General features: G+C 62.9%; 20 protein-coding genes. 14 read left to right on the top strand and 6 right to left on the bottom strand.

The window, feature by feature from the left end:
- Window positions 1-4 precede the first annotated feature (4 nt).
- Both J7557_RS14765 and J7557_RS14770 read left to right on the top strand, forming a co-directional pair.
- Window positions 5-904: a 2-dehydropantoate 2-reductase gene (locus J7557_RS14765; protein ID WP_291420812.1), complete on the top strand. Its 900-nt coding sequence runs from the start codon at window positions 5-7 to the stop codon at window positions 902-904.
- Window positions 905-962: 58 nt separating this feature from the next.
- Complete coding sequence (locus J7557_RS14770) at window positions 963-1,412, top strand: hypothetical protein (protein WP_291420813.1); 450 nt, start codon at window positions 963-965, stop codon at window positions 1,410-1,412.
- Between the two features lie 455 nt (window positions 1,413-1,867).
- Here J7557_RS14770 and gloB read toward each other — a convergent pair whose 3' ends face one another.
- The gene (gene gloB / locus J7557_RS14775; protein ID WP_291420814.1) at window positions 1,868-2,635 is read right to left on the bottom strand and encodes a hydroxyacylglutathione hydrolase; all 768 of its coding nucleotides are present in this window, start codon (window positions 2,633-2,635) and stop codon (window positions 1,868-1,870) included.
- Window positions 2,636-2,718: 83 nt separating this feature from the next.
- Here gloB and J7557_RS14780 point away from each other — a divergent pair, with 83 nt between their 5' ends.
- From J7557_RS14780 to J7557_RS14790, 3 genes are all read left to right on the top strand, one after another.
- Window positions 2,719-3,450, top strand: coding sequence for a class I SAM-dependent methyltransferase (locus tag J7557_RS14780; RefSeq protein ID WP_291420815.1), 732 nt, complete (start codon window positions 2,719-2,721; stop codon window positions 3,448-3,450).
- A gap of 73 nt (window positions 3,451-3,523) precedes the next feature.
- Window positions 3,524-4,618, top strand: coding sequence for a histidinol-phosphate transaminase (hisC, locus tag J7557_RS14785; RefSeq protein ID WP_291420816.1), 1,095 nt, complete (start codon window positions 3,524-3,526; stop codon window positions 4,616-4,618).
- Window positions 4,615-5,586: a prephenate/arogenate dehydrogenase family protein gene (locus J7557_RS14790; RefSeq protein WP_291420817.1), complete on the top strand. Its 972-nt coding sequence runs from the start codon at window positions 4,615-4,617 to the stop codon at window positions 5,584-5,586. Before hisC ends, J7557_RS14790 begins: the two co-directional genes overlap by 4 nt.
- 150 nt (window positions 5,587-5,736) lie before the next feature.
- On the opposite strand, the gene J7557_RS14795 is transcribed toward J7557_RS14790, so the two are convergent.
- Entirely contained in the window at window positions 5,737-6,450 is a 714-nt protein-coding gene (locus J7557_RS14795) for a transglycosylase domain-containing protein (protein ID WP_291420818.1), read from the bottom strand.
- An 84-nt stretch (window positions 6,451-6,534) separates the two neighbouring features.
- On the opposite strand from J7557_RS14795, the gene J7557_RS14800 reads away from it, so the two are divergent.
- From J7557_RS14800 to J7557_RS14825, 6 genes are all read left to right on the top strand, one after another.
- A complete protein-coding gene (locus tag J7557_RS14800; protein ID WP_291420819.1) occupies window positions 6,535-7,437 on the top strand; it encodes a polyprenyl synthetase family protein in 903 nt (300 codons plus the stop codon).
- Window position 7,438: 1 nt separating this feature from the next.
- Window positions 7,439-8,071, top strand: a complete 633-nt coding sequence (locus tag J7557_RS14805; protein ID WP_291420820.1) for an MOSC domain-containing protein — start codon at window positions 7,439-7,441, stop codon at window positions 8,069-8,071.
- Window positions 8,072-8,083: 12 nt separating this feature from the next.
- Window positions 8,084-8,551, top strand: a complete 468-nt coding sequence (locus tag J7557_RS14810; RefSeq protein WP_291420821.1) for a YbaK/EbsC family protein — start codon at window positions 8,084-8,086, stop codon at window positions 8,549-8,551.
- On the top strand, window positions 8,533-9,189 hold the full coding sequence (locus tag J7557_RS14815) for a methyltransferase (protein WP_291420822.1): 657 nt from the start codon (window positions 8,533-8,535) through the stop codon (window positions 9,187-9,189). The genes J7557_RS14810 and J7557_RS14815 overlap by 19 nt, the downstream gene beginning before the upstream one ends.
- 105 nt (window positions 9,190-9,294) lie before the next feature.
- Complete coding sequence (locus tag J7557_RS14820) at window positions 9,295-9,729, top strand: PACE efflux transporter (RefSeq protein WP_291420823.1); 435 nt, start codon at window positions 9,295-9,297, stop codon at window positions 9,727-9,729.
- A 78-nt stretch (window positions 9,730-9,807) separates the two neighbouring features.
- Entirely contained in the window at window positions 9,808-10,995 is a 1,188-nt protein-coding gene (locus tag J7557_RS14825; protein ID WP_291420824.1) for a diguanylate cyclase, read from the top strand.
- A gap of 66 nt (window positions 10,996-11,061) precedes the next feature.
- Here J7557_RS14825 and ispG read toward each other — a convergent pair whose 3' ends face one another.
- Window positions 11,062-12,303, bottom strand: a complete 1,242-nt coding sequence (gene ispG / locus J7557_RS14830) for a flavodoxin-dependent (E)-4-hydroxy-3-methylbut-2-enyl-diphosphate synthase (protein ID WP_291420825.1) — start codon at window positions 12,301-12,303, stop codon at window positions 11,062-11,064.
- A 142-nt stretch (window positions 12,304-12,445) separates the two neighbouring features.
- Here ispG and J7557_RS14835 point away from each other — a divergent pair, with 142 nt between their 5' ends.
- Together J7557_RS14835 and J7557_RS14840 are read left to right on the top strand one after the other, a co-directional pair.
- Window positions 12,446-12,649, top strand: a complete 204-nt coding sequence (locus tag J7557_RS14835; protein WP_291420826.1) for a DUF4287 domain-containing protein — start codon at window positions 12,446-12,448, stop codon at window positions 12,647-12,649.
- A gap of 73 nt (window positions 12,650-12,722) precedes the next feature.
- Window positions 12,723-13,022 (top strand): DUF1232 domain-containing protein, encoded by a 300-nt coding sequence (locus J7557_RS14840; protein ID WP_291420827.1) that lies wholly within the window; start codon window positions 12,723-12,725, stop codon window positions 13,020-13,022.
- 63 nt (window positions 13,023-13,085) lie between these two features.
- Here the strand turns inward: J7557_RS14840 and J7557_RS14845 are convergent, their stop codons facing one another.
- The 3 genes from J7557_RS14845 to J7557_RS14855 form a co-directional block, all read right to left on the bottom strand.
- The gene (locus J7557_RS14845; RefSeq protein ID WP_291420828.1) at window positions 13,086-13,601 is read right to left on the bottom strand and encodes a DUF1465 family protein; all 516 of its coding nucleotides are present in this window, start codon (window positions 13,599-13,601) and stop codon (window positions 13,086-13,088) included.
- 341 nt (window positions 13,602-13,942) lie between these two features.
- On the bottom strand, window positions 13,943-14,164 hold the full coding sequence (locus tag J7557_RS14850) for a hypothetical protein (protein ID WP_291420829.1): 222 nt from the start codon (window positions 14,162-14,164) through the stop codon (window positions 13,943-13,945).
- 97 nt (window positions 14,165-14,261) lie between these two features.
- Window positions 14,262-14,453 (bottom strand): DUF1192 domain-containing protein, encoded by a 192-nt coding sequence (locus tag J7557_RS14855; RefSeq protein WP_367272901.1) that lies wholly within the window; start codon window positions 14,451-14,453, stop codon window positions 14,262-14,264.
- 78 nt (window positions 14,454-14,531) lie between these two features.
- On the opposite strand from J7557_RS14855, the gene J7557_RS14860 reads away from it, so the two are divergent.
- Window positions 14,532-15,566 (top strand): NAD(P)H-quinone oxidoreductase, encoded by a 1,035-nt coding sequence (locus J7557_RS14860; RefSeq protein WP_291420830.1) that lies wholly within the window; start codon window positions 14,532-14,534, stop codon window positions 15,564-15,566.
- The last annotated feature ends 82 nt before the right edge of the window (window positions 15,567-15,648 follow it).

Below are 15,648 nucleotides of genomic sequence, written 5' to 3' on the forward strand. Positions count from 1 at the left end.
CCCCATGCCCACCATCGCCCTGATCGGACCCGGCGCCATTGGCGGCACGGTGGCAGCCTGGCTCGCCCAGGACCCATCCATCACGGTGACAGTCTGCGCCCGCACCCCCTTTACTGATCTGCAGGTCGAAACGCCCCAGGGCCTGATCACGGCCACGCCCAAAATCATCACCAACCCCGCCGACGCCACCCCCGTCGACTGGGTGCTCATCGCCACCAAAACCTACGACGCCGACGCCACAAAACCCTGGCTCGACCACCTCCTGACCGATCACACCCGCGTCGCCATCATCCAGAACGGGGTCGAACACGAGCGCCTCTTCGCGCACCTCGTACCCGCCTCCCGCATCGTTCCCGTCATCATCAACCTGCCCGCCGCCCGCAGTGCACCCGGCCGCATCGCCCAGCATCGCCACGGCATCATCTCCGTGCCCGCCGGACAAAACGGCGAGGAATTTGCCGCTCTCTTTGCTAAAACCGAAATCGAAGCCGCAGCCCATGCCGATTTCATCTCCGAGGCCTGGCTGAAACTCACCGGCAATTCCATCGCCATTGTACCGTCGCTGACCCTGCGAGCCACCGGCCCTGTCTGGAATCTCGATCTCGAAACCATAGTCCGCGGCGTCGTCGAAGAATGCGCCGCCGTCGGCCGCGCCGAAGGCGCCACCATCCCCAAAGACTTCGTCGAACAAGCCATCAGCAATTCGCGCAACATGCCCGAAGGCGCCTCGGGCGGCTCGCTCCATGCCGATCGCCTCGCCGGTCACCCCATGGAGGTCGACGCCCGCAATGGCGTCATCGTCCGCCTCGGCCAGAAGCACGGCATCCCAACGCCGATGAACAAGATACTGGTGACCCTCCTCACCGCCTCCGGCGCGCCATGGATCGAAAAAACACCAAGCTAAGCGCTCTTCCGCCCGCCTTATTCCTCTGGCATCTTCCGGAAACCAACCGGAGGCCCTCATGACGGAAACCGTCGTCCTGCCCACCCAACGCACACCGCGCCGCGGCAATACCTTTGTCGTGCCGCTGCTGGTCGTGCCCTTCGTGCTCTACAATATCGCCGTCTTCCTCTTCTTCGGCGGCAATCCCGTTAATTGGGGCGCGGGCCTCTTTTCCATCCCCATGCCCTCCGGCATGCCCTGGGCGATCACAGCGGGCGATCTGCTGCTGGTCGTCGGCATTGTGGCTTTGTTCTTCGAAGTCCTGAAATCGACCCAGACGGCGCGCAATTCCATCATCGAGCACATGTTCTCTATGCTGCTCTTCGTGGTCTTCCTGATCGAGTTCCTGCTGGTGGGCGCAGCTTCGAGCTCGGTCTTCTTCCTGCTCATGGTCATGAGCCTGATCGATGTCGTCGCCGGTTTTACGGTTTCGATCACCAGCGCCAGCCGCGACGTCTCGATGAGCTGAGCGCAACTGGCCCAGAAAAACAAAATCCCCGCTCTCGAGGCGGGGATTTCTTTTTGTACCGATCAGGCAACGACTGTCTTGCGATAACCTTCCGGCATCCGCTTGACGGCAACCCCGGCCCCCTGCCGATAGGCTCCCACCGCCCGATCGACACTCGCCGTCCGGCGCTCGCGCTGGCTTGGTAGATGCTCCCGCGCGGCGATGAGTTGACTCACAAACGCGGCACTCGGTGCGCTCCAGGCGAGCGAGGGTCGCGGGCCTGCGACCGAGACCGGTACGGGAAGCTGCGTCCGCTGTGTTTCAATCTCGCTCATTCTGGTCCCTCGCCTGTGTCATCGAGGGCCAGCTGTTCCACTTTGAGACGGATCAACGGGCCCCTGCACGTAAAGGTGCAAGGCGCGTGCCAGACGTTAACAGTCTGTTAACGATTTGGGATCCCGGAATGTGACCTGTTCTCAGAAATTATCCTTGCCCTTGCGGATCGCCGCAAAGACTTCGGACGGGTGTTTTCCGGTGAGGCCATAGTAGTGCGCCAGCTCCGGCGCATCGGCGCGGAGGAACGGATTGGCCCGCTTGTCCTCGCCCAGTCCGAACGGAATCGTCGCCCGCCCCGCCAGCCGCAGCGCCTTCACCTCGGCCGTCCGCGCCTGCAGGGCGAGATTGTCAGGATCGACGCTGAGGGCGAACCGCGCATTGCTCTCGGTGTATTCGTGCCCACAATAGACCAGCGTCTCATCCGGCAGCGCCCGCAGCCGCTCAAGCCCCGCCCACATCGGTCCCGGCGTGCCTTCAAACATTCTGCCGACGCCGAGCGAAAACAGCGCATCGGCCGAGAAAAGGTGTTTGTTCTGGGCATCATGATAGACGATATGCCCCAGCGTATGCCCTGGCGTCGCGATGATATCGAACGCCGTTTCCCCCAGCATCACCCGGTCGCCATCACCAACCAGTTCATCGAGCCCCTCGATCTTGTCCGCCTCGGCCCGCGGCCCGACCACCCGGCTACCAAAGGCCGCCTTCAATTCCCCAATGCCTTCAACATGATCGAGGTGATGATGGGTGATGAAAATATCGCTCAGCGTCCAGCCGCGCATCTGCAAGGCATTGCGAATCGCCGCCGCCTCCGGCGCATCGAGCGCCGCCGTACGGCCGGTCGCTTCGTCATGAATGAGGTAGCCGAAATTGTCCTGTCGGGCGGGAAAAACGTCAACGATCACGGCCATCTAAAACTCCTCTTAACTGTCGCAACAGGCTAGGACCGACACCTCGCGATGACAACCCACGCAGCTTTGTCTAGACTTGATTCATGACCAGCGATGTCACCCGCCTGATCTCCTACTACAAGTCCCCCCTCGGGCGGATTTCCCGCGCTTTGGTGCGCGAACAGATCATTGCCCTCTCCGGCGATCTCAAGGGCCGCCGCGTGCTGGGCCTAGGTTTTTCAACGCCTTACCTGCGCTTCGCGCTCGAACCAGCAGAACGTGTCCTCGCCGCCATGCCCGAACGCCAGGGCGCCTCGGCCTGGCCGCGCGAGGGCCCGTCGCATACCGTGCTCTGCGACCCCCTCGAAATGCCGCTGGCCGATGCCTCCATCGACATCACCATCGCCGTCCACGCGCTCGAACATGTAGCGGATGCCGAGGAACTGATGCGCGAACTCTGGCGCATCACCGCCCCCAATGGCCACCTCGTCATGGTCGTGCCCCGCCGCCGCGGCATCTGGGCCCAGCGCGATGCGACTCCCTTCGGCCAGGGCAATCCCTATTCCGGCGGGCAATTGGAAAAGCTCCTCCGCGACCATAGTTTTGTGCCCGAAGCCTGGCGCGACGGCCTCTTCATGCCGCCGATCCAGTCCTCGATCGTGCTGCGCTCCGCCCGCTTTTTCGAGCGCGTCGGCCGCCTCTTCGGCCCACCGATGAGCGGCGTCATCTGCGTCAGGGCCCGCAAGGAGGCCTTCCCGGCCATTCCCCGCCGCAAACGCGCCGAACGCTATGTGCGCCTGCCCGGCCTCTCCGCGGCCACCGCCCGCTCAAGCTGAGAGAGGCTTTGCCTTTAATCCCCCTTTTGCATATGGTCCGCGCGGCCTTTCCTGCCTGTCATAAAAGTGCGTCATGACCGCTCCCACTCGCCCGACCCCGCAGCCCGGAATTCTTGATATCGCGCCCTATCTGCCGGGCAAATCCGGCGCGCCGGGCAGCAAGACGGTCAAGCTTTCGGCCAATGAATCCCCGCTCGGCGCCAGCCCCAAGGCCGTGGCCGCCTTCGCGGCCGCAGCCGAGCACCTCGAAATCTACCCCGAAGGCTCCTCGCGCCTCCTGCGCGAAGCCCTTGGCGAAGTGCATGGCATCGACCCCGCCCGCATCATCTGCGGCAATGGCTCGGACGACCTGCTGCACCTCCTCGCCCAGACCTATCTCGGCGAAGGCGACGAGGCGGTGATGAACCGCTACGGCTTCTCGGTCTATCCGATCATCACCATGGCTGCCGGCGCAAAGATCGTCATGGTCGACGAAACCGATTTTACCGCCGACGTCGACGCCCTCCTCGCCGCCGTCACCGAGCGGACCAAGGTGATCTGGCTTGCCAATCCCAACAATCCCACCGGCACCTATCTCAGCGATGCCGAAGTGCGGCGCCTCCATGCCGGCCTGCGCCCGGATATCCTGCTCGTCGTTGATAGCGCCTATGCCGAATATGTCACCGCCGCAGACTATTCCGTCGGCCTCGACCTCGTTGGCGAGGCCGAAAACGTCGTCATGGTCCGCACCTTCTCCAAGATGGGCCTCGCCGCCGCCCGCATCGGCTGGATGGTCGCCCCCGACCACGTCACTGACGCCACCCACCGCATTCGCGGCCCCTTCAACGTCAACCTGCCCGCTCAACTGGCTGGTGCCGCCGCAACGCGCGACCTGGAATTCAACGCCAAACTGCGCGAGCACAATGCCAAATGGCGCGAATGGCTGACGGCCGAACTCAGCGGCAATTCCATGCGCGTGCTGCCGAGCCAGGCCAATTTCATCCTCGTGCTCTTCCCCGACGCCGAAACCGCCGCCCGCGCCTTCGAGACGCTGATGGCAGGCGGCTATGTCGTGCGCGAAGTCGGCAAATCCTACGACATCCACAATGGCCTGCGCATTTCCATCGGCTCCGAAGAGGCCATGCGCGGCGTCGCCAAAATTCTCAAATCCATGGGACCAGCCCAATGAGCACCCATTTTCGTAAGCTTGCCCTGATCGGTATCGGCCTTATCGGCTCGTCCATCGCCCTCGCCGCCCGTCGCCAGGGTCTGGTGGACGTCATCTCCATCTCGACTCGTCGCCAGGAAACGCTCGATGAAGCGCGCGAGCTGGGCCTCGGTGACATCTACACGCTCGATCCCGCCGAAGCCGTACGCGGCGCCGATCTCGTCATCCTCTGCGCCCCCGTCGGCGCCTATGACACCTTGGCAAAAGCCATCGCGCCCGCCCTCGAACCCGGCGCCATCGTCTCCGATGTCGGCTCGGTCAAAGAGCACGTCGTCAAGGTTGTTGCCCCGCATCTGCCGGCCAATGTGCATTTCATTCCCGGCCACCCCATCGCCGGCACCGAACATTCCGGCCCCTCCGCCGGTTTCCCCGAGCTCTTCGCCGGCCGCTGGTGCGTCCTCACCCCCGGCCCCGAAGTGCCCGCGGCTGAGACCGAAAAGCTCGCCAGTTTCTGGGCTGCGATGGGCTCGCAGGTCGAAAGCATGGATGCCGCGCACCACGACATGGTGCTGGCCATCACCAGCCACATTCCGCACCTCGTCGCCTACAATATCGTGGGAACGGTGGCCGATCTCGAAACCGCAACCCAGTCCGAAGTCATCAAGTTCTCGGCCTCCGGTTTTCGCGATTTCACCCGCATCGCCGCCTCTGACCCGGTCATGTGGCGCGACGTCTTTCTTACGAATCGCGACGCGGTGCTGGAAATGCTGGGTCGCTTTTCCGAGGATCTCTCGGTGCTACAGCGCGCCGTGCGCACCGGGGACGGCGAGGCACTCGAAGCCATGTTTACCCGCACCCGCGCCATCCGCCGCTCGATCATCAATGCCGGCCAGGAAACCGCCGCGCCCGACTTCGGCCGCCCACACGAAGCCCCGCCGGTTCCGGAGACCAACATCGTTAGGGAACACGGCGGCGGCGACGACGCCTAGTCATAGCTCCACTCTCTTGGCCACCCCCTCCCGCCTCCCCCATCAAGGGGGAGGTGAAGAGACAGTGGTAGTGACGAGAAAGTGCCAAACACTCGATGCCACACCTCCCCTTGATGGGGGAGGCTGGGAGGGGGGGTGGCAAGCGTAGACCTAAAGGTCCAACCGCCCGTTCTTCCCCACACAGGCCGCGCGGTCCCCATAGGCTCGCGCCCGCTCCTCGACGATCCCGGCAACCCTGAGCAGCCCCGCATTCGGCTGCGCTGGATTCCTCACGATAGGATTGGGCAGCGTCACCGCGAGGAGGCTTGCCGTGCGCCAATCCAAATTCTGCGGCTCCCGCCCAAAGGCCCGCTCGCTACCGGCAGCCACGCCGAACTCCCCCTGCGGCCCCCATTCGGCGATGTTGAGATAGATCTCCATGATCCGCTTCTTGGGCAGGATCAAATCGACATAGACCGCCAACGGCACTTCCAGCGCTTTGCGGATAGGATCGGGATCGTTCCAGAGAAAGAGGTTCCGCGCCACCTGCATGGTCAGCGTCGAAGCGCCGCGTGTCGGTTCACCCGCGATGAAATTGTCGATCTCGGCCTGTAAGGCACCAACATCAACGCCCCAGTGCCGGCAGAACTGCCCATCTTCCGAGAGGATGATGGAGGCCTTCAGCCTGTCCGAAACATCGTCGATATCGCGCCATGTCCGCACCACCGGCCGACCGGAGACATAGCGCTCCAGCATCGGCACTGAGATCGGATCAACCACCAGGTAAACCGGCGTCAGCACCAGTGGAATGGCGACCAGCACCGCAATGACGGTGCCAAGAAAGCGCAATGCCCGCCAGAAACCCTTGGATGCTTTTCGTGCCATGGCATGGTGATAGCGGCAGACGGCCTCAGGGCCAAGGCCGGAAGTCCCCTTGAAGCCTTGATGCCAACGGGTTAGCAACGAGCCATGTACGACTTTTCCGCCGACAGTGCAGATTGCGCCCGCGCCGTTGAGGCCGGTCTTTCCGATTTTCTGACCGGCGCGCGGCTCTCCGGCCCCGGTCCGGCGGCCGATCGCGTCGTGGCCGCCATGCGCCATGGCGCGCTCGAAGGCGGCAAGCGCCTGCGCCCCTTACTTGTGCGCCAGGCCGCCGCTATCTTCTCGCTGCCGCCCTCCGCTTCGCTGCTGACCGGCCTCGCGGTCGAAATGGTGCATTGCTATTCGCTGATCCACGACGACCTGCCGGCGATGGACGACGACGACCTGCGCCGCGGTCGCCCCACCGTCCACAAGGCTTTTGACGAAGCCTCAGCCATTCTTGCAGGCGACGCCCTCCTCACCCATGCCTTCGCCGTCCTCGGCGACTCCTCCTGCCACCCCGATCCCGCCGTCCGCATCCGCCTCGTCACCGAACTCGCTCTGGGCAGCGGCGCCGGCGGCATGGTCGGTGGCCAGATGCGCGATATCGAAGGTGAAAAGGGTGGTTTCTCCGAAGGCGAAATCTCCATCATGCAGGCAATGAAAACCGGCGCCCTGATCCGCGCCAGCGTCCGCATGGGCGCGATTTTGGGCGGCGCCGATCCGCGCGCCCTCTCGGCCATGACCGCCTATGCCGAAGCCGCCGGCCGCGCCTTCCAGCTCGCCGACGACATTTTGGATGTCACCGCCACGCCCGAAGCCATGGGCAAGGCCACCGGCAAGGACGCCGACGCCGGCAAGCAGACGCTCGTTTCAAAACTCGGCGTCGACGGCGCAAGAAAAGTGCTCAACGACACGGTCAACGAGGCGATCCTGGCCCTCCGCACCTTCGGCCCCAAAGCCGATGGTCTCCGCGCCACGGCAAAATACTTTGCGAGCCGGGAGAAGTAGCATGGCCAAGCTCCTCGCAGTTTGCGTCGGCAAGGCGGAACATATCGAGGGCTATAGCCCACTGACCGGCATCAACAAGCGCGCAGTTTCCGGCACTGTCCCCATCGGCCCGCAAGGCATTGCCGAAGACGCTATTCTCGACCGCCAGCACCACGGCGGCTCCGATCAGGCAATCTACATCTACTTCCAGGGTGACTACGACTGGTGGGCGCGAGAAGGCGTCGCCTCCACCCCCGGCCTTTTCGGCGAAAACCTCGTCATTGATGGGCCCATTAGCGCCAACACCGCCATCGGCGACCGCTACCACATCGGCGACTGCCTGTTGGAAGTCACCTATCACCGCACCCCCTGCATGACCTTCGCCGCCAAGATGAACGACAAGTTCTGGGTCAAGCGCTTCCACCGCGCCAATCGCCCCGGCGCCTATTGCCGCGTCCTGACCCCGGGCACGATTGAAGCCGGCATGGACATCACCGTGACGCCCTATGCCGGCGAGCGGGTAACGGTGTCCGAGCTGATGTCCTTCGACACCTCGAAAGACCTGCCGCTCGACTTTATGCGCCGCGCGGTGACGACGCCGATTCGCGAAAAGACCCGCTTCAAATACGAAACCCGCCTCGCCGATCTCTTCTGAGTTGTTTTGCCGATGAGCCTTGAATCCGTCCGCTCCGACCTTGCCGCCCGCGCGCCTGACCTCGCCGTTGAAGTCACCGACAATTCCACCGCCACGGTCCAGCTTGCTGCCGAAGTGCATGGCGTCGAACCCGGCCAGATCGCCAAAACGCTCTGCATCCGCATCCACGACGAGGAGGTGCTGCTGGTCACCCGCGGCGACGCCCGCCTCGACAACCAGAAATCCAAAAGCGCCTTCGGTGGCCGCCCCCGCATGCTGGGCGCCGAAGATGTGCTGCGCCTCACGAGCCATCAGGTCGGCGGCGTCTGCCCCTTCGGCCTCCCCGCCCCGCTCCCGATTTTTTTGGACACCTCCCTCAAAATCTACGACCTCGTCATCCCCGCTGGCGGCGATACCCATGCTTCGGTTAAACTGAGCGTCGACCGCCTCGCCGAACTCTGTGGCAACAAATGGGTGGATGCTTGCCAGCTTCCGGAGTGAACCTGTCCCCGGAAGAGTTCATCCGCCAGCGCTTTGCCTTGGCGCCGCTCCCCTCCCGCCCCGACATTTCGCTCTATCGCCCAACCCCGCAAAGCGGGCTGATCGGCTTTCTCGCCCAGCAGGGCCGCGCCGATGAACCGCCCTATTGGGCCTATGCCTGGGCCGGCGGCGCCGTACTCGCGCTTTATCTGCAGGACCATCCCGAAATCGTCGCCGGCAAAACCGTGCTCGATTTCGGTGCTGGCTCCGGGCTTGTCGGCATCGCCGCGGCGCGGGCGGGCGCCACAAAAATCTGGGCCATCGAACCCGATCCCAACGCCCACGCCGCTATGATGCTCAACGCGGAAGCCAATGGCACTGCCATCGCATCCTGGACCGAACCCGCCCTGCCCGAGGTCGATGTCATCCTAGCCGGCGACGTCTTTTACGACACCTCCGTCACCCGCCACACCCTCCCGATCCTCGCTGCCGCGGCCGAACGGACAAAAGTCCTCGTCGGCGATCCCTTCCGCCGCGATTTACCCCTCGACCATCTCGATCTCATCGCCGCATACACCGTGCCCGACATGGGCGGCGGCGCACCGGTTCGGGCTGGTGTCTTCGCCCTGCGTCCGGGGAATATCGGAAATGCCCCATAGCGCTTGCCCGAAAATCGGGAAAATCCTATATCCCACACCAAGCGAGGACGACCTCCCCCATTCAGGGTTCAGCGCACGGGACGGCCCGGAACCAAGGGGGTTCCCATGCGGACCACCGCCGACCGTATTCGCCACGCTGTCAGTTTCGAAGTCATCGGCATCATCATCGCAACGCCGCTCGCGGCCTTTGCCTTTCACCTGCCCGGTGGAGACTCTGCGGTGATCGTCGTGGCCAGCGCCACCGTCGCCATGCTCTGGAACTACATCTACAATCTCGGCTTCGACCACCTGATGCAGCGTTTCACCGGCGGCACCGCCAAGACGACGCGCATCCGTGTCGCTCACGCCGTGCTGTTCGAGCTTGGCCTTCTCACAATCATGCTGCCGCTCGTCGCCTGGTACCTGCAGATTTCGCTCTTGCAGGCCCTGGTCATGGATATTGCGCTGGCCCTCTTCTACATGGGCTATGCCTTCGTCTTTAACTGGGCCTATGACCGCGTCTTCCCGCTGCCCGAATGGCAGGACGCCAAAGGCGTCTGAAACCTCGGTATTTTACCGGTTTGCAAGCTTCGGCCGTTAGGGTTGGTATTCAGGCCCTTCGGCCGAGGCGAGAGCGACGTGCCCATTCACGATCTGACATTGTCCTCGCCTCTCGGGGCTCACGACTGCTACGCGCTGCAATTGCGCAATGGTTTTGAAATGCTCCGCTTCGAGTCCAAGCTCGAGGCGGAATATCGCGCCGTCCTCACCGAAGAAGCCCAGCGCCCCACCCTGATCATCAATGCCGCGGCCATGCTCGTCTGGGCCGGCTTTGCCATATTCGACTTCGTCCGCCTCGATGTTTCCGAGCGCTGGCCGCTCGCGCCCGATATCTGGCTGCTGCTCGGCACCCGCTGGCTGGTGCTCGGCGCGCTCATTCTCAACATGGTGCCAGCCTTCGGACGCCTGATCCCCCTTGGCTGGCGCGCACTCGTCATCTTCATGATGCTCGGCTTCGGCGCCTGCCTGACCTCGGTGATCTATCGGCTCAATGGCCTGCAATCGATCGAGACCATGCAGATCGTGATCGTCATGTCGGGCTTCCTGCCCATCGGCCTGCGCTTTTACGGCTCGCTCTTTGCGAGTTTTTCCATCGTGGTGTTCTCTGTCGTGCTCGGCGTCCTGGCACTGCCGCCCGCGATCAATACCGAACAGATGGCCCTTGTCGCGGTCATGCTGCTGGCCGTGCCCATCGCGGCCATCGGCGGATACCTGCGCGAATATGCCCATCGCCGCCAGTTCCTGCTCGCCGCGCTGCTTGCCCATCAGGCTCAGTTCGATGCCTTGACCAATCTCGCCAATCGGCGCCTTTTCGAGCGTCACGCCAATGCAGCCCTGGCCCACGCGGCCCGCACCGACGAGGCCATGACCCTAGCCGTCATCGACATCGATCACTTCAAGCAGTTCAATGACCTCAATGGCCATGCTGCCGGCGACCTCGCCCTGCGCGCCGTAGCCGATCTCATCGCCGATTCCGCCCGCCGGCCGATGGATATGGCCGCCCGCCTCGGCGGCGAGGAATTTGCCCTGCTACTCTTCGGCACCGATCTCGTTCGAGCCCAGCCCCTCCTCGAGACCATGCGCGAACGCATCGCCGATCTCGATGTCGGCGGTCAGCGCCTGACCATCAGCATCGGCGCCACCAATGCTCGGAATGAAGGCCTGGAGGCGCTCTATCGTCGCGCCGACCATCTGCTCTATCGCAGCAAGGAAGCAGGCCGTAATCGGCTCAGCACCGACCTGCAGCCTATCCCAAATGCCCGGTAAACTTCAGCACGCCGAGGACGATGATAAGGGCCGCGAGCCAGAACAGGCGTCGTGTATTGCGCTCGTTCATTCCGCTGCGTTCTGCCGTCCGGTGCCGAACTTGCGCTCGATATAATCGGCCACCATCACCTTAAACTGATCGGCAACGTCGGCCCCGCGCAGCGTCGCCACCTTCTGCCCATCGACAAAGACTGGCGCGGCCGGGGTCTCACCCGTGCCCGGCAGCGAAATGCCGATATTGGCGTGCTTGCTTTCGCCCGGCCCGTTGACGATGCAGCCCATCACCGCCACCGAGAGCGTTTCGACGCCCGGATAGCGCTCGCGCCATTCCGGCATCGAGATATTGAGATGGTCCTGAATATCTTTCGCAAGGGTCTGGAAGGTCGTCGAGGTGGTGCGTCCGCAGCCGGGGCACGCCGCCACAACCGGCAGGAACTGCCTGAAACCCATGGTCTGCAGGAGTTCCTGCGCAACCTTCACTTCGGTCGTGCGATCGCCACCCGGCTCAGGCGTCAGCGAGATACGAATGGTGTCGCCAATACCCTGCTGCAGCAGAATGCCTAGGGCAGCCGACGAAGCGACAATGCCCTTCGAGCCCATGCCGGCTTCGGTCAGCCCCAGATGCAGCGCATAGTCGCAGCGCGCCGCAAGGTCCTGATAGACGGCGATAAGATGCTGCACATCCGACACCTTGGTCGAGAGCAGGATCTGATCGCGGCGCATGCCCAGCTCTTCGGCGCGCGCCGCAGAGAGCAGCGCCGACTGAATGATCGCCTCGCGCTGCACGGCGGCAGCCGAGATCGGCGCCTCGGACACGGCATTCTCGTCCATCAGTTTTGTAAGCAGTTCTTCGTCGAGCGAGCCCCAATTGACCCCGATGCGCACCGGCTTGTTGTACTTGTTGGCAATCTCGATCAGCGTCGCAAACTGCGTATCGCGCTTGGCCTTGAACCCGACATTGCCCGGATTGATGCGATATTTGGCCAGCGCCTCGGCACAGGCCGGATGGTCGGTAAGAAGCTTGTGGCCAATGTAGTGAAAGTCACCGACCAGCGGCACGTCATAGCCCATGAAGGCAAGACGATCGCGAATGATCGGCACGGCCGCCGCGCTCTCGTCGCGATCGACGGTGATGCGCACGATTTCCGAGCCGGCGCGCGCCAGCTGCATCACCTGCTTCACGGTCGCGTCGATATCGGCCGTATCGGTATTGGTCATGGATTGGACGACGACGGGCGCCCCGCCCCCGACCATCACGCCACCAACATTGACCCCGACTGACTGCCTACGCGGCGCTGGACCGGCCATCTTCATCCTCATTCACGCGTATCTTCGAAATAGGCCTTCCCATCTGCGCGCGCAACTGGACAATAGCGTGACGGTACGACCCAGACCCACCGGTCGAAATCGGCAGATGCCGTTCGTCGTGGTATTGAACAGGAGCAAAGCCATGACCTTCGCCGCCTATCTCAGCAATATCGAAAAGCAGACCGGCATCAGCCCCGACGAATTCATCCGCCTCGCCACCGAAAAGGGTTTTACCAAATCCGGCACCAAGGCGACCGCAATCACCGATTGGCTCAAGGCCGACTACAAGCTCGGACACGGCCACGCCATGGCCATCTACAAACTGCTGAAAGAGCAAGGGGGCTGACGAACTAGGCGCCCGCAACGAGATGTGATGGGCGGGGTATTGAACCCACCGCCCGCAGGACCATTTATCAGTCATGATGAACATGCTCCTCCCCCGCCTCATTCTGTTTCGCAAGGAAGTCGTGCAGCTCTGGAAGGCCTTCTGGGCTGCCGAGACACCGTTCTACCTGAAGACGGCGACGCTGTTCGTTGCCTTCTATCTGATCAATCCGTTCGACATCGTGCCCGATTTCATCCCGATCCTGGGATGGGTCGATGACATTGTCCTCGTGCCGCTGATGGTGAGCTGGATCGTCTCCCGCCTTCCGGTTCCAGCCCGGGTCTATGCCGGAAAATACGGCAAGACTGTCGATGGCACCGCCCGGCGGATGTAATCCCCGAAGCGTTGAACGAAATGAAAGAGGCGCCCGCTGGGCGCCTTTGGCTTGTCTGGAAGATTATTCCGACCGCTTGAACGCGGCATGGAGCCGCGAAAACTGATCGGCAATGCCATTGGCTTGGCCGGCGGCAACCTCGGGCAATTTGCCCCGCTCGAGCAGGTCAAGCTGAGTGACACGGTCAAAGAGCCGATCGCCTTGGTCGATAAACCCGCGCAGCTTCTCCGGCAGGTGATCATAGCCCGGCCCGCCGCGTTCCGAGGGCGTGGCTGAAAACTGCACCTTTTCCTTTTCGGTGCGCGCATTCTCACGAGAAATCTCACCCTCATTGACCGCCCGCTGCAGCAGCAGCCAGGAGGCAATCTGCATCAGGCGCGTCGTCAGGCGCATGGATTCGGTGGCATAGAGGAACGAGGCCTCGCGCGGCAGCAGCCGGCTGTCCTCGCGCCCTTCCTGGTCGAGATAAGCGGCAACAGCTTCGATGAGGCCCATGCCCTCGCGATAGAGCAGGTCAAAGCCTCCGGAGGCCGCAATGCGCGGGCCCAGGGCAACAGCCGAACTGCTCGTCTCGCTCATATCCGCCACGGTCCATCCCAGCTCTAGGAATTATCGGAGAGAAGAATCCCGCCTCTCGTTTCCCTGCCATGCTAGGCGGAAATGAGGCCAGCGTCATCCTGCGAGCGCAACTAGCCTCAACAAGTGGTTGCACGGCAGGGTGTTATCGTGGTGCCAAAGAGAGAAACAGACGCCCCAAAAAGAAAAAGAGCCGTGAACCACGGCTCTCGAAGTTAACAGGGAGGCGTCAAACAGAGGGAGAACCGCTCTGAAAAATTCAGAAAAATCTGAATAACTTCACCTTAACCGCAAAGTCTTAATTGTGCGTTAACAGGAGTCGATTTCTTAACCCTGACAAAAAATCAACGCCGGCGGAACGGCGGCTGCCAATAGCGCGCCACCTGCACCTGCCACATGAAGGTCTGGATCGGCTCTTCCCGCCAGGCCTGGTCGGGGCGAATGTAGGGCGCCGGCGCATTGAGCGGGCTGCCATCTTCGACCCCGGCAAGGCGCAGCGCATAGACCAATGCAGCAGTACCCGCGGCAAGCACCAGCGCCAGCAATACCAGAATGTTCCACGACATGACGGCGACTCCCTGCCTTTGCACGGAGTGTTAGCGCAGCCGTTAACCCACCCGAACCTTTAGTCCTTCTTAACCTTAATCCGACGACTTTTACCGATCAGAACTTGAACACCGCATCAGCAGCTTTTCGCGTGTCGCCGCGCGCATCGATAGCCGTCTTGAGGCGCAGGATTTCCCCTTCGAGCAGGGCGATCCTTTGCTCGAGTTCCGACACGGAAAGCGTATCGAGAACCATGCCGACATCATGCGCCACCGGCTTTTTGCGGCGCTGTTCTTCATCATCCATCATAGCGGCCTCCAAAAATTGCTCCACAAGATGACCGTGCCGCCCTTGCCGGGCAAGCCCGCTTTACGTCAGCATACGTGCATGAGCGAGCAAATCACCCTCCCCCCGACCATGTCGGCCGTCCATGTTGCAACGCCCGGCGCCCCCGATGGGCTGCAGGTGACCAACCTGCCTCTGCCTGAAGTGAAACCGGGCGAGGTGCTGATCCGCGTTGCGGCCGCCGGGGTCAATGGACCAGACCTGGCGCAGCGGCGCGGCCATTATGACCCACCGCCCGGCGCCTCTCCCCTGCCCGGCCTCGAAGTCGCCGGTGTGGTTGTGGCTTCAGGCGAGAGCAGCAATCGTCACCGCATCGGCGCCCGCGTCATGGCCCTGACCAATGGCGGCGGCTACGCCGAATATGTCGCGGTGCCCGAGGGCCAGGTTCTCCCCATGCCCCATGGCTGGAGCTTTGCCGAAGCCGCGAGCCTGCCCGAAACCTGGTTCACGGTGACACAGACGCTCGTCATGCGCGCCGGCCTGACCGAGGGCATGACCGTCCTCATCCACGGCGCCTCGGGCGGCATTGGCGGCGCGGCCATCCAGATCGCGACGCTCCTCGGGGCCAAAGCGATCGGCATCACCTCGAGCCCGGAAAAGTCAGCCTATGCCAAATCGCTCGGCGCCGTGGCCACAATCGACCGCAGCGAGGATATTGCCGAGCGCGTCCTCGCCCTCACGGAAGGGCGGGGTGTCGACCGCGTCGTTGACGTCGTCGGCGGAGACATGGCCGCGGTCAATGTCGCCGCCTCCGCCCGCTCCGGTCATATCGTGCTCATCTCAACGCTCGAAGGCGGCACAGCCCAAGTACCGCTGCGCCAGATGATGGCCAAGGGCATCACCATGTCCGGCTCGACCCTCCGGCCGCAATCGAGCGAGACCAAGGCCGCCATTGCCGAGCGCATCGCCTTCTCGCTGCTGCTACATCTTTCTATGCCCGACTGGGTAAAGCCCAGGATCACCACTTTCCCGCTTGAAGATGCCGCCCGCGCGCATGAGCAAATGGAGACAAGAAACCATATCGGCAAGCTGGTTCTCTTGACCGCCTTCGGACGAACCCAAGAAAATTTGCGCTAATAAATGGTTATGGCCTGACTTCAGCGTTGCGGAAACCGGGCCAAAACTCTATATTGTGAGCAGTTCCCCCTCAGCATTTGGC

The organism is Devosia sp. (genome assembly GCF_017744655.1).
Taxonomy (GTDB): domain Bacteria; phylum Pseudomonadota; class Alphaproteobacteria; order Rhizobiales; family Devosiaceae; genus Devosia.

Bases quoted from the DNA above. Each gene is read 5' to 3' on its own strand.
- J7557_RS14765 (WP_291420812.1), top strand. From the start codon at position 5: ATGCCCACCATCGCCCTGATCGGACCCGGCGCCATTGGCGGCACGGTG.
- J7557_RS14770 (WP_291420813.1), top strand. From the start codon at position 963: ATGACGGAAACCGTCGTCCTGCCCACCCAACGCACACCGCGCCGCGGC.
- gloB (WP_291420814.1), bottom strand. From the start codon at position 2,635: ATGGCCGTGATCGTTGACGTTTTTCCCGCCCGACAGGACAATTTCGGC.
- J7557_RS14780 (WP_291420815.1), top strand. From the start codon at position 2,719: ATGACCAGCGATGTCACCCGCCTGATCTCCTACTACAAGTCCCCCCTC.
- hisC (WP_291420816.1), top strand. From the start codon at position 3,524: ATGACCGCTCCCACTCGCCCGACCCCGCAGCCCGGAATTCTTGATATC.
- J7557_RS14790 (WP_291420817.1), top strand. From the start codon at position 4,615: ATGAGCACCCATTTTCGTAAGCTTGCCCTGATCGGTATCGGCCTTATC.
- J7557_RS14795 (WP_291420818.1), bottom strand. From the start codon at position 6,450: ATGGCACGAAAAGCATCCAAGGGTTTCTGGCGGGCATTGCGCTTTCTT.
- J7557_RS14800 (WP_291420819.1), top strand. From the start codon at position 6,535: ATGTACGACTTTTCCGCCGACAGTGCAGATTGCGCCCGCGCCGTTGAG.
- J7557_RS14805 (WP_291420820.1), top strand. From the start codon at position 7,439: ATGGCCAAGCTCCTCGCAGTTTGCGTCGGCAAGGCGGAACATATCGAG.
- J7557_RS14810 (WP_291420821.1), top strand. From the start codon at position 8,084: ATGAGCCTTGAATCCGTCCGCTCCGACCTTGCCGCCCGCGCGCCTGAC.
- J7557_RS14820 (WP_291420823.1), top strand. From the start codon at position 9,295: ATGCGGACCACCGCCGACCGTATTCGCCACGCTGTCAGTTTCGAAGTC.
- ispG (WP_291420825.1), bottom strand. From the start codon at position 12,303: ATGGCCGGTCCAGCGCCGCGTAGGCAGTCAGTCGGGGTCAATGTTGGT.
- J7557_RS14835 (WP_291420826.1), top strand. From the start codon at position 12,446: ATGACCTTCGCCGCCTATCTCAGCAATATCGAAAAGCAGACCGGCATC.
- J7557_RS14840 (WP_291420827.1), top strand. From the start codon at position 12,723: ATGATGAACATGCTCCTCCCCCGCCTCATTCTGTTTCGCAAGGAAGTC.
- J7557_RS14845 (WP_291420828.1), bottom strand. From the start codon at position 13,601: ATGAGCGAGACGAGCAGTTCGGCTGTTGCCCTGGGCCCGCGCATTGCG.
- J7557_RS14850 (WP_291420829.1), bottom strand. From the start codon at position 14,164: ATGTCGTGGAACATTCTGGTATTGCTGGCGCTGGTGCTTGCCGCGGGT.
- J7557_RS14855 (WP_367272901.1), bottom strand. From the start codon at position 14,453: ATGATGGATGATGAAGAACAGCGCCGCAAAAAGCCGGTGGCGCATGAT.
- J7557_RS14860 (WP_291420830.1), top strand. From the start codon at position 14,532: ATGAGCGAGCAAATCACCCTCCCCCCGACCATGTCGGCCGTCCATGTT.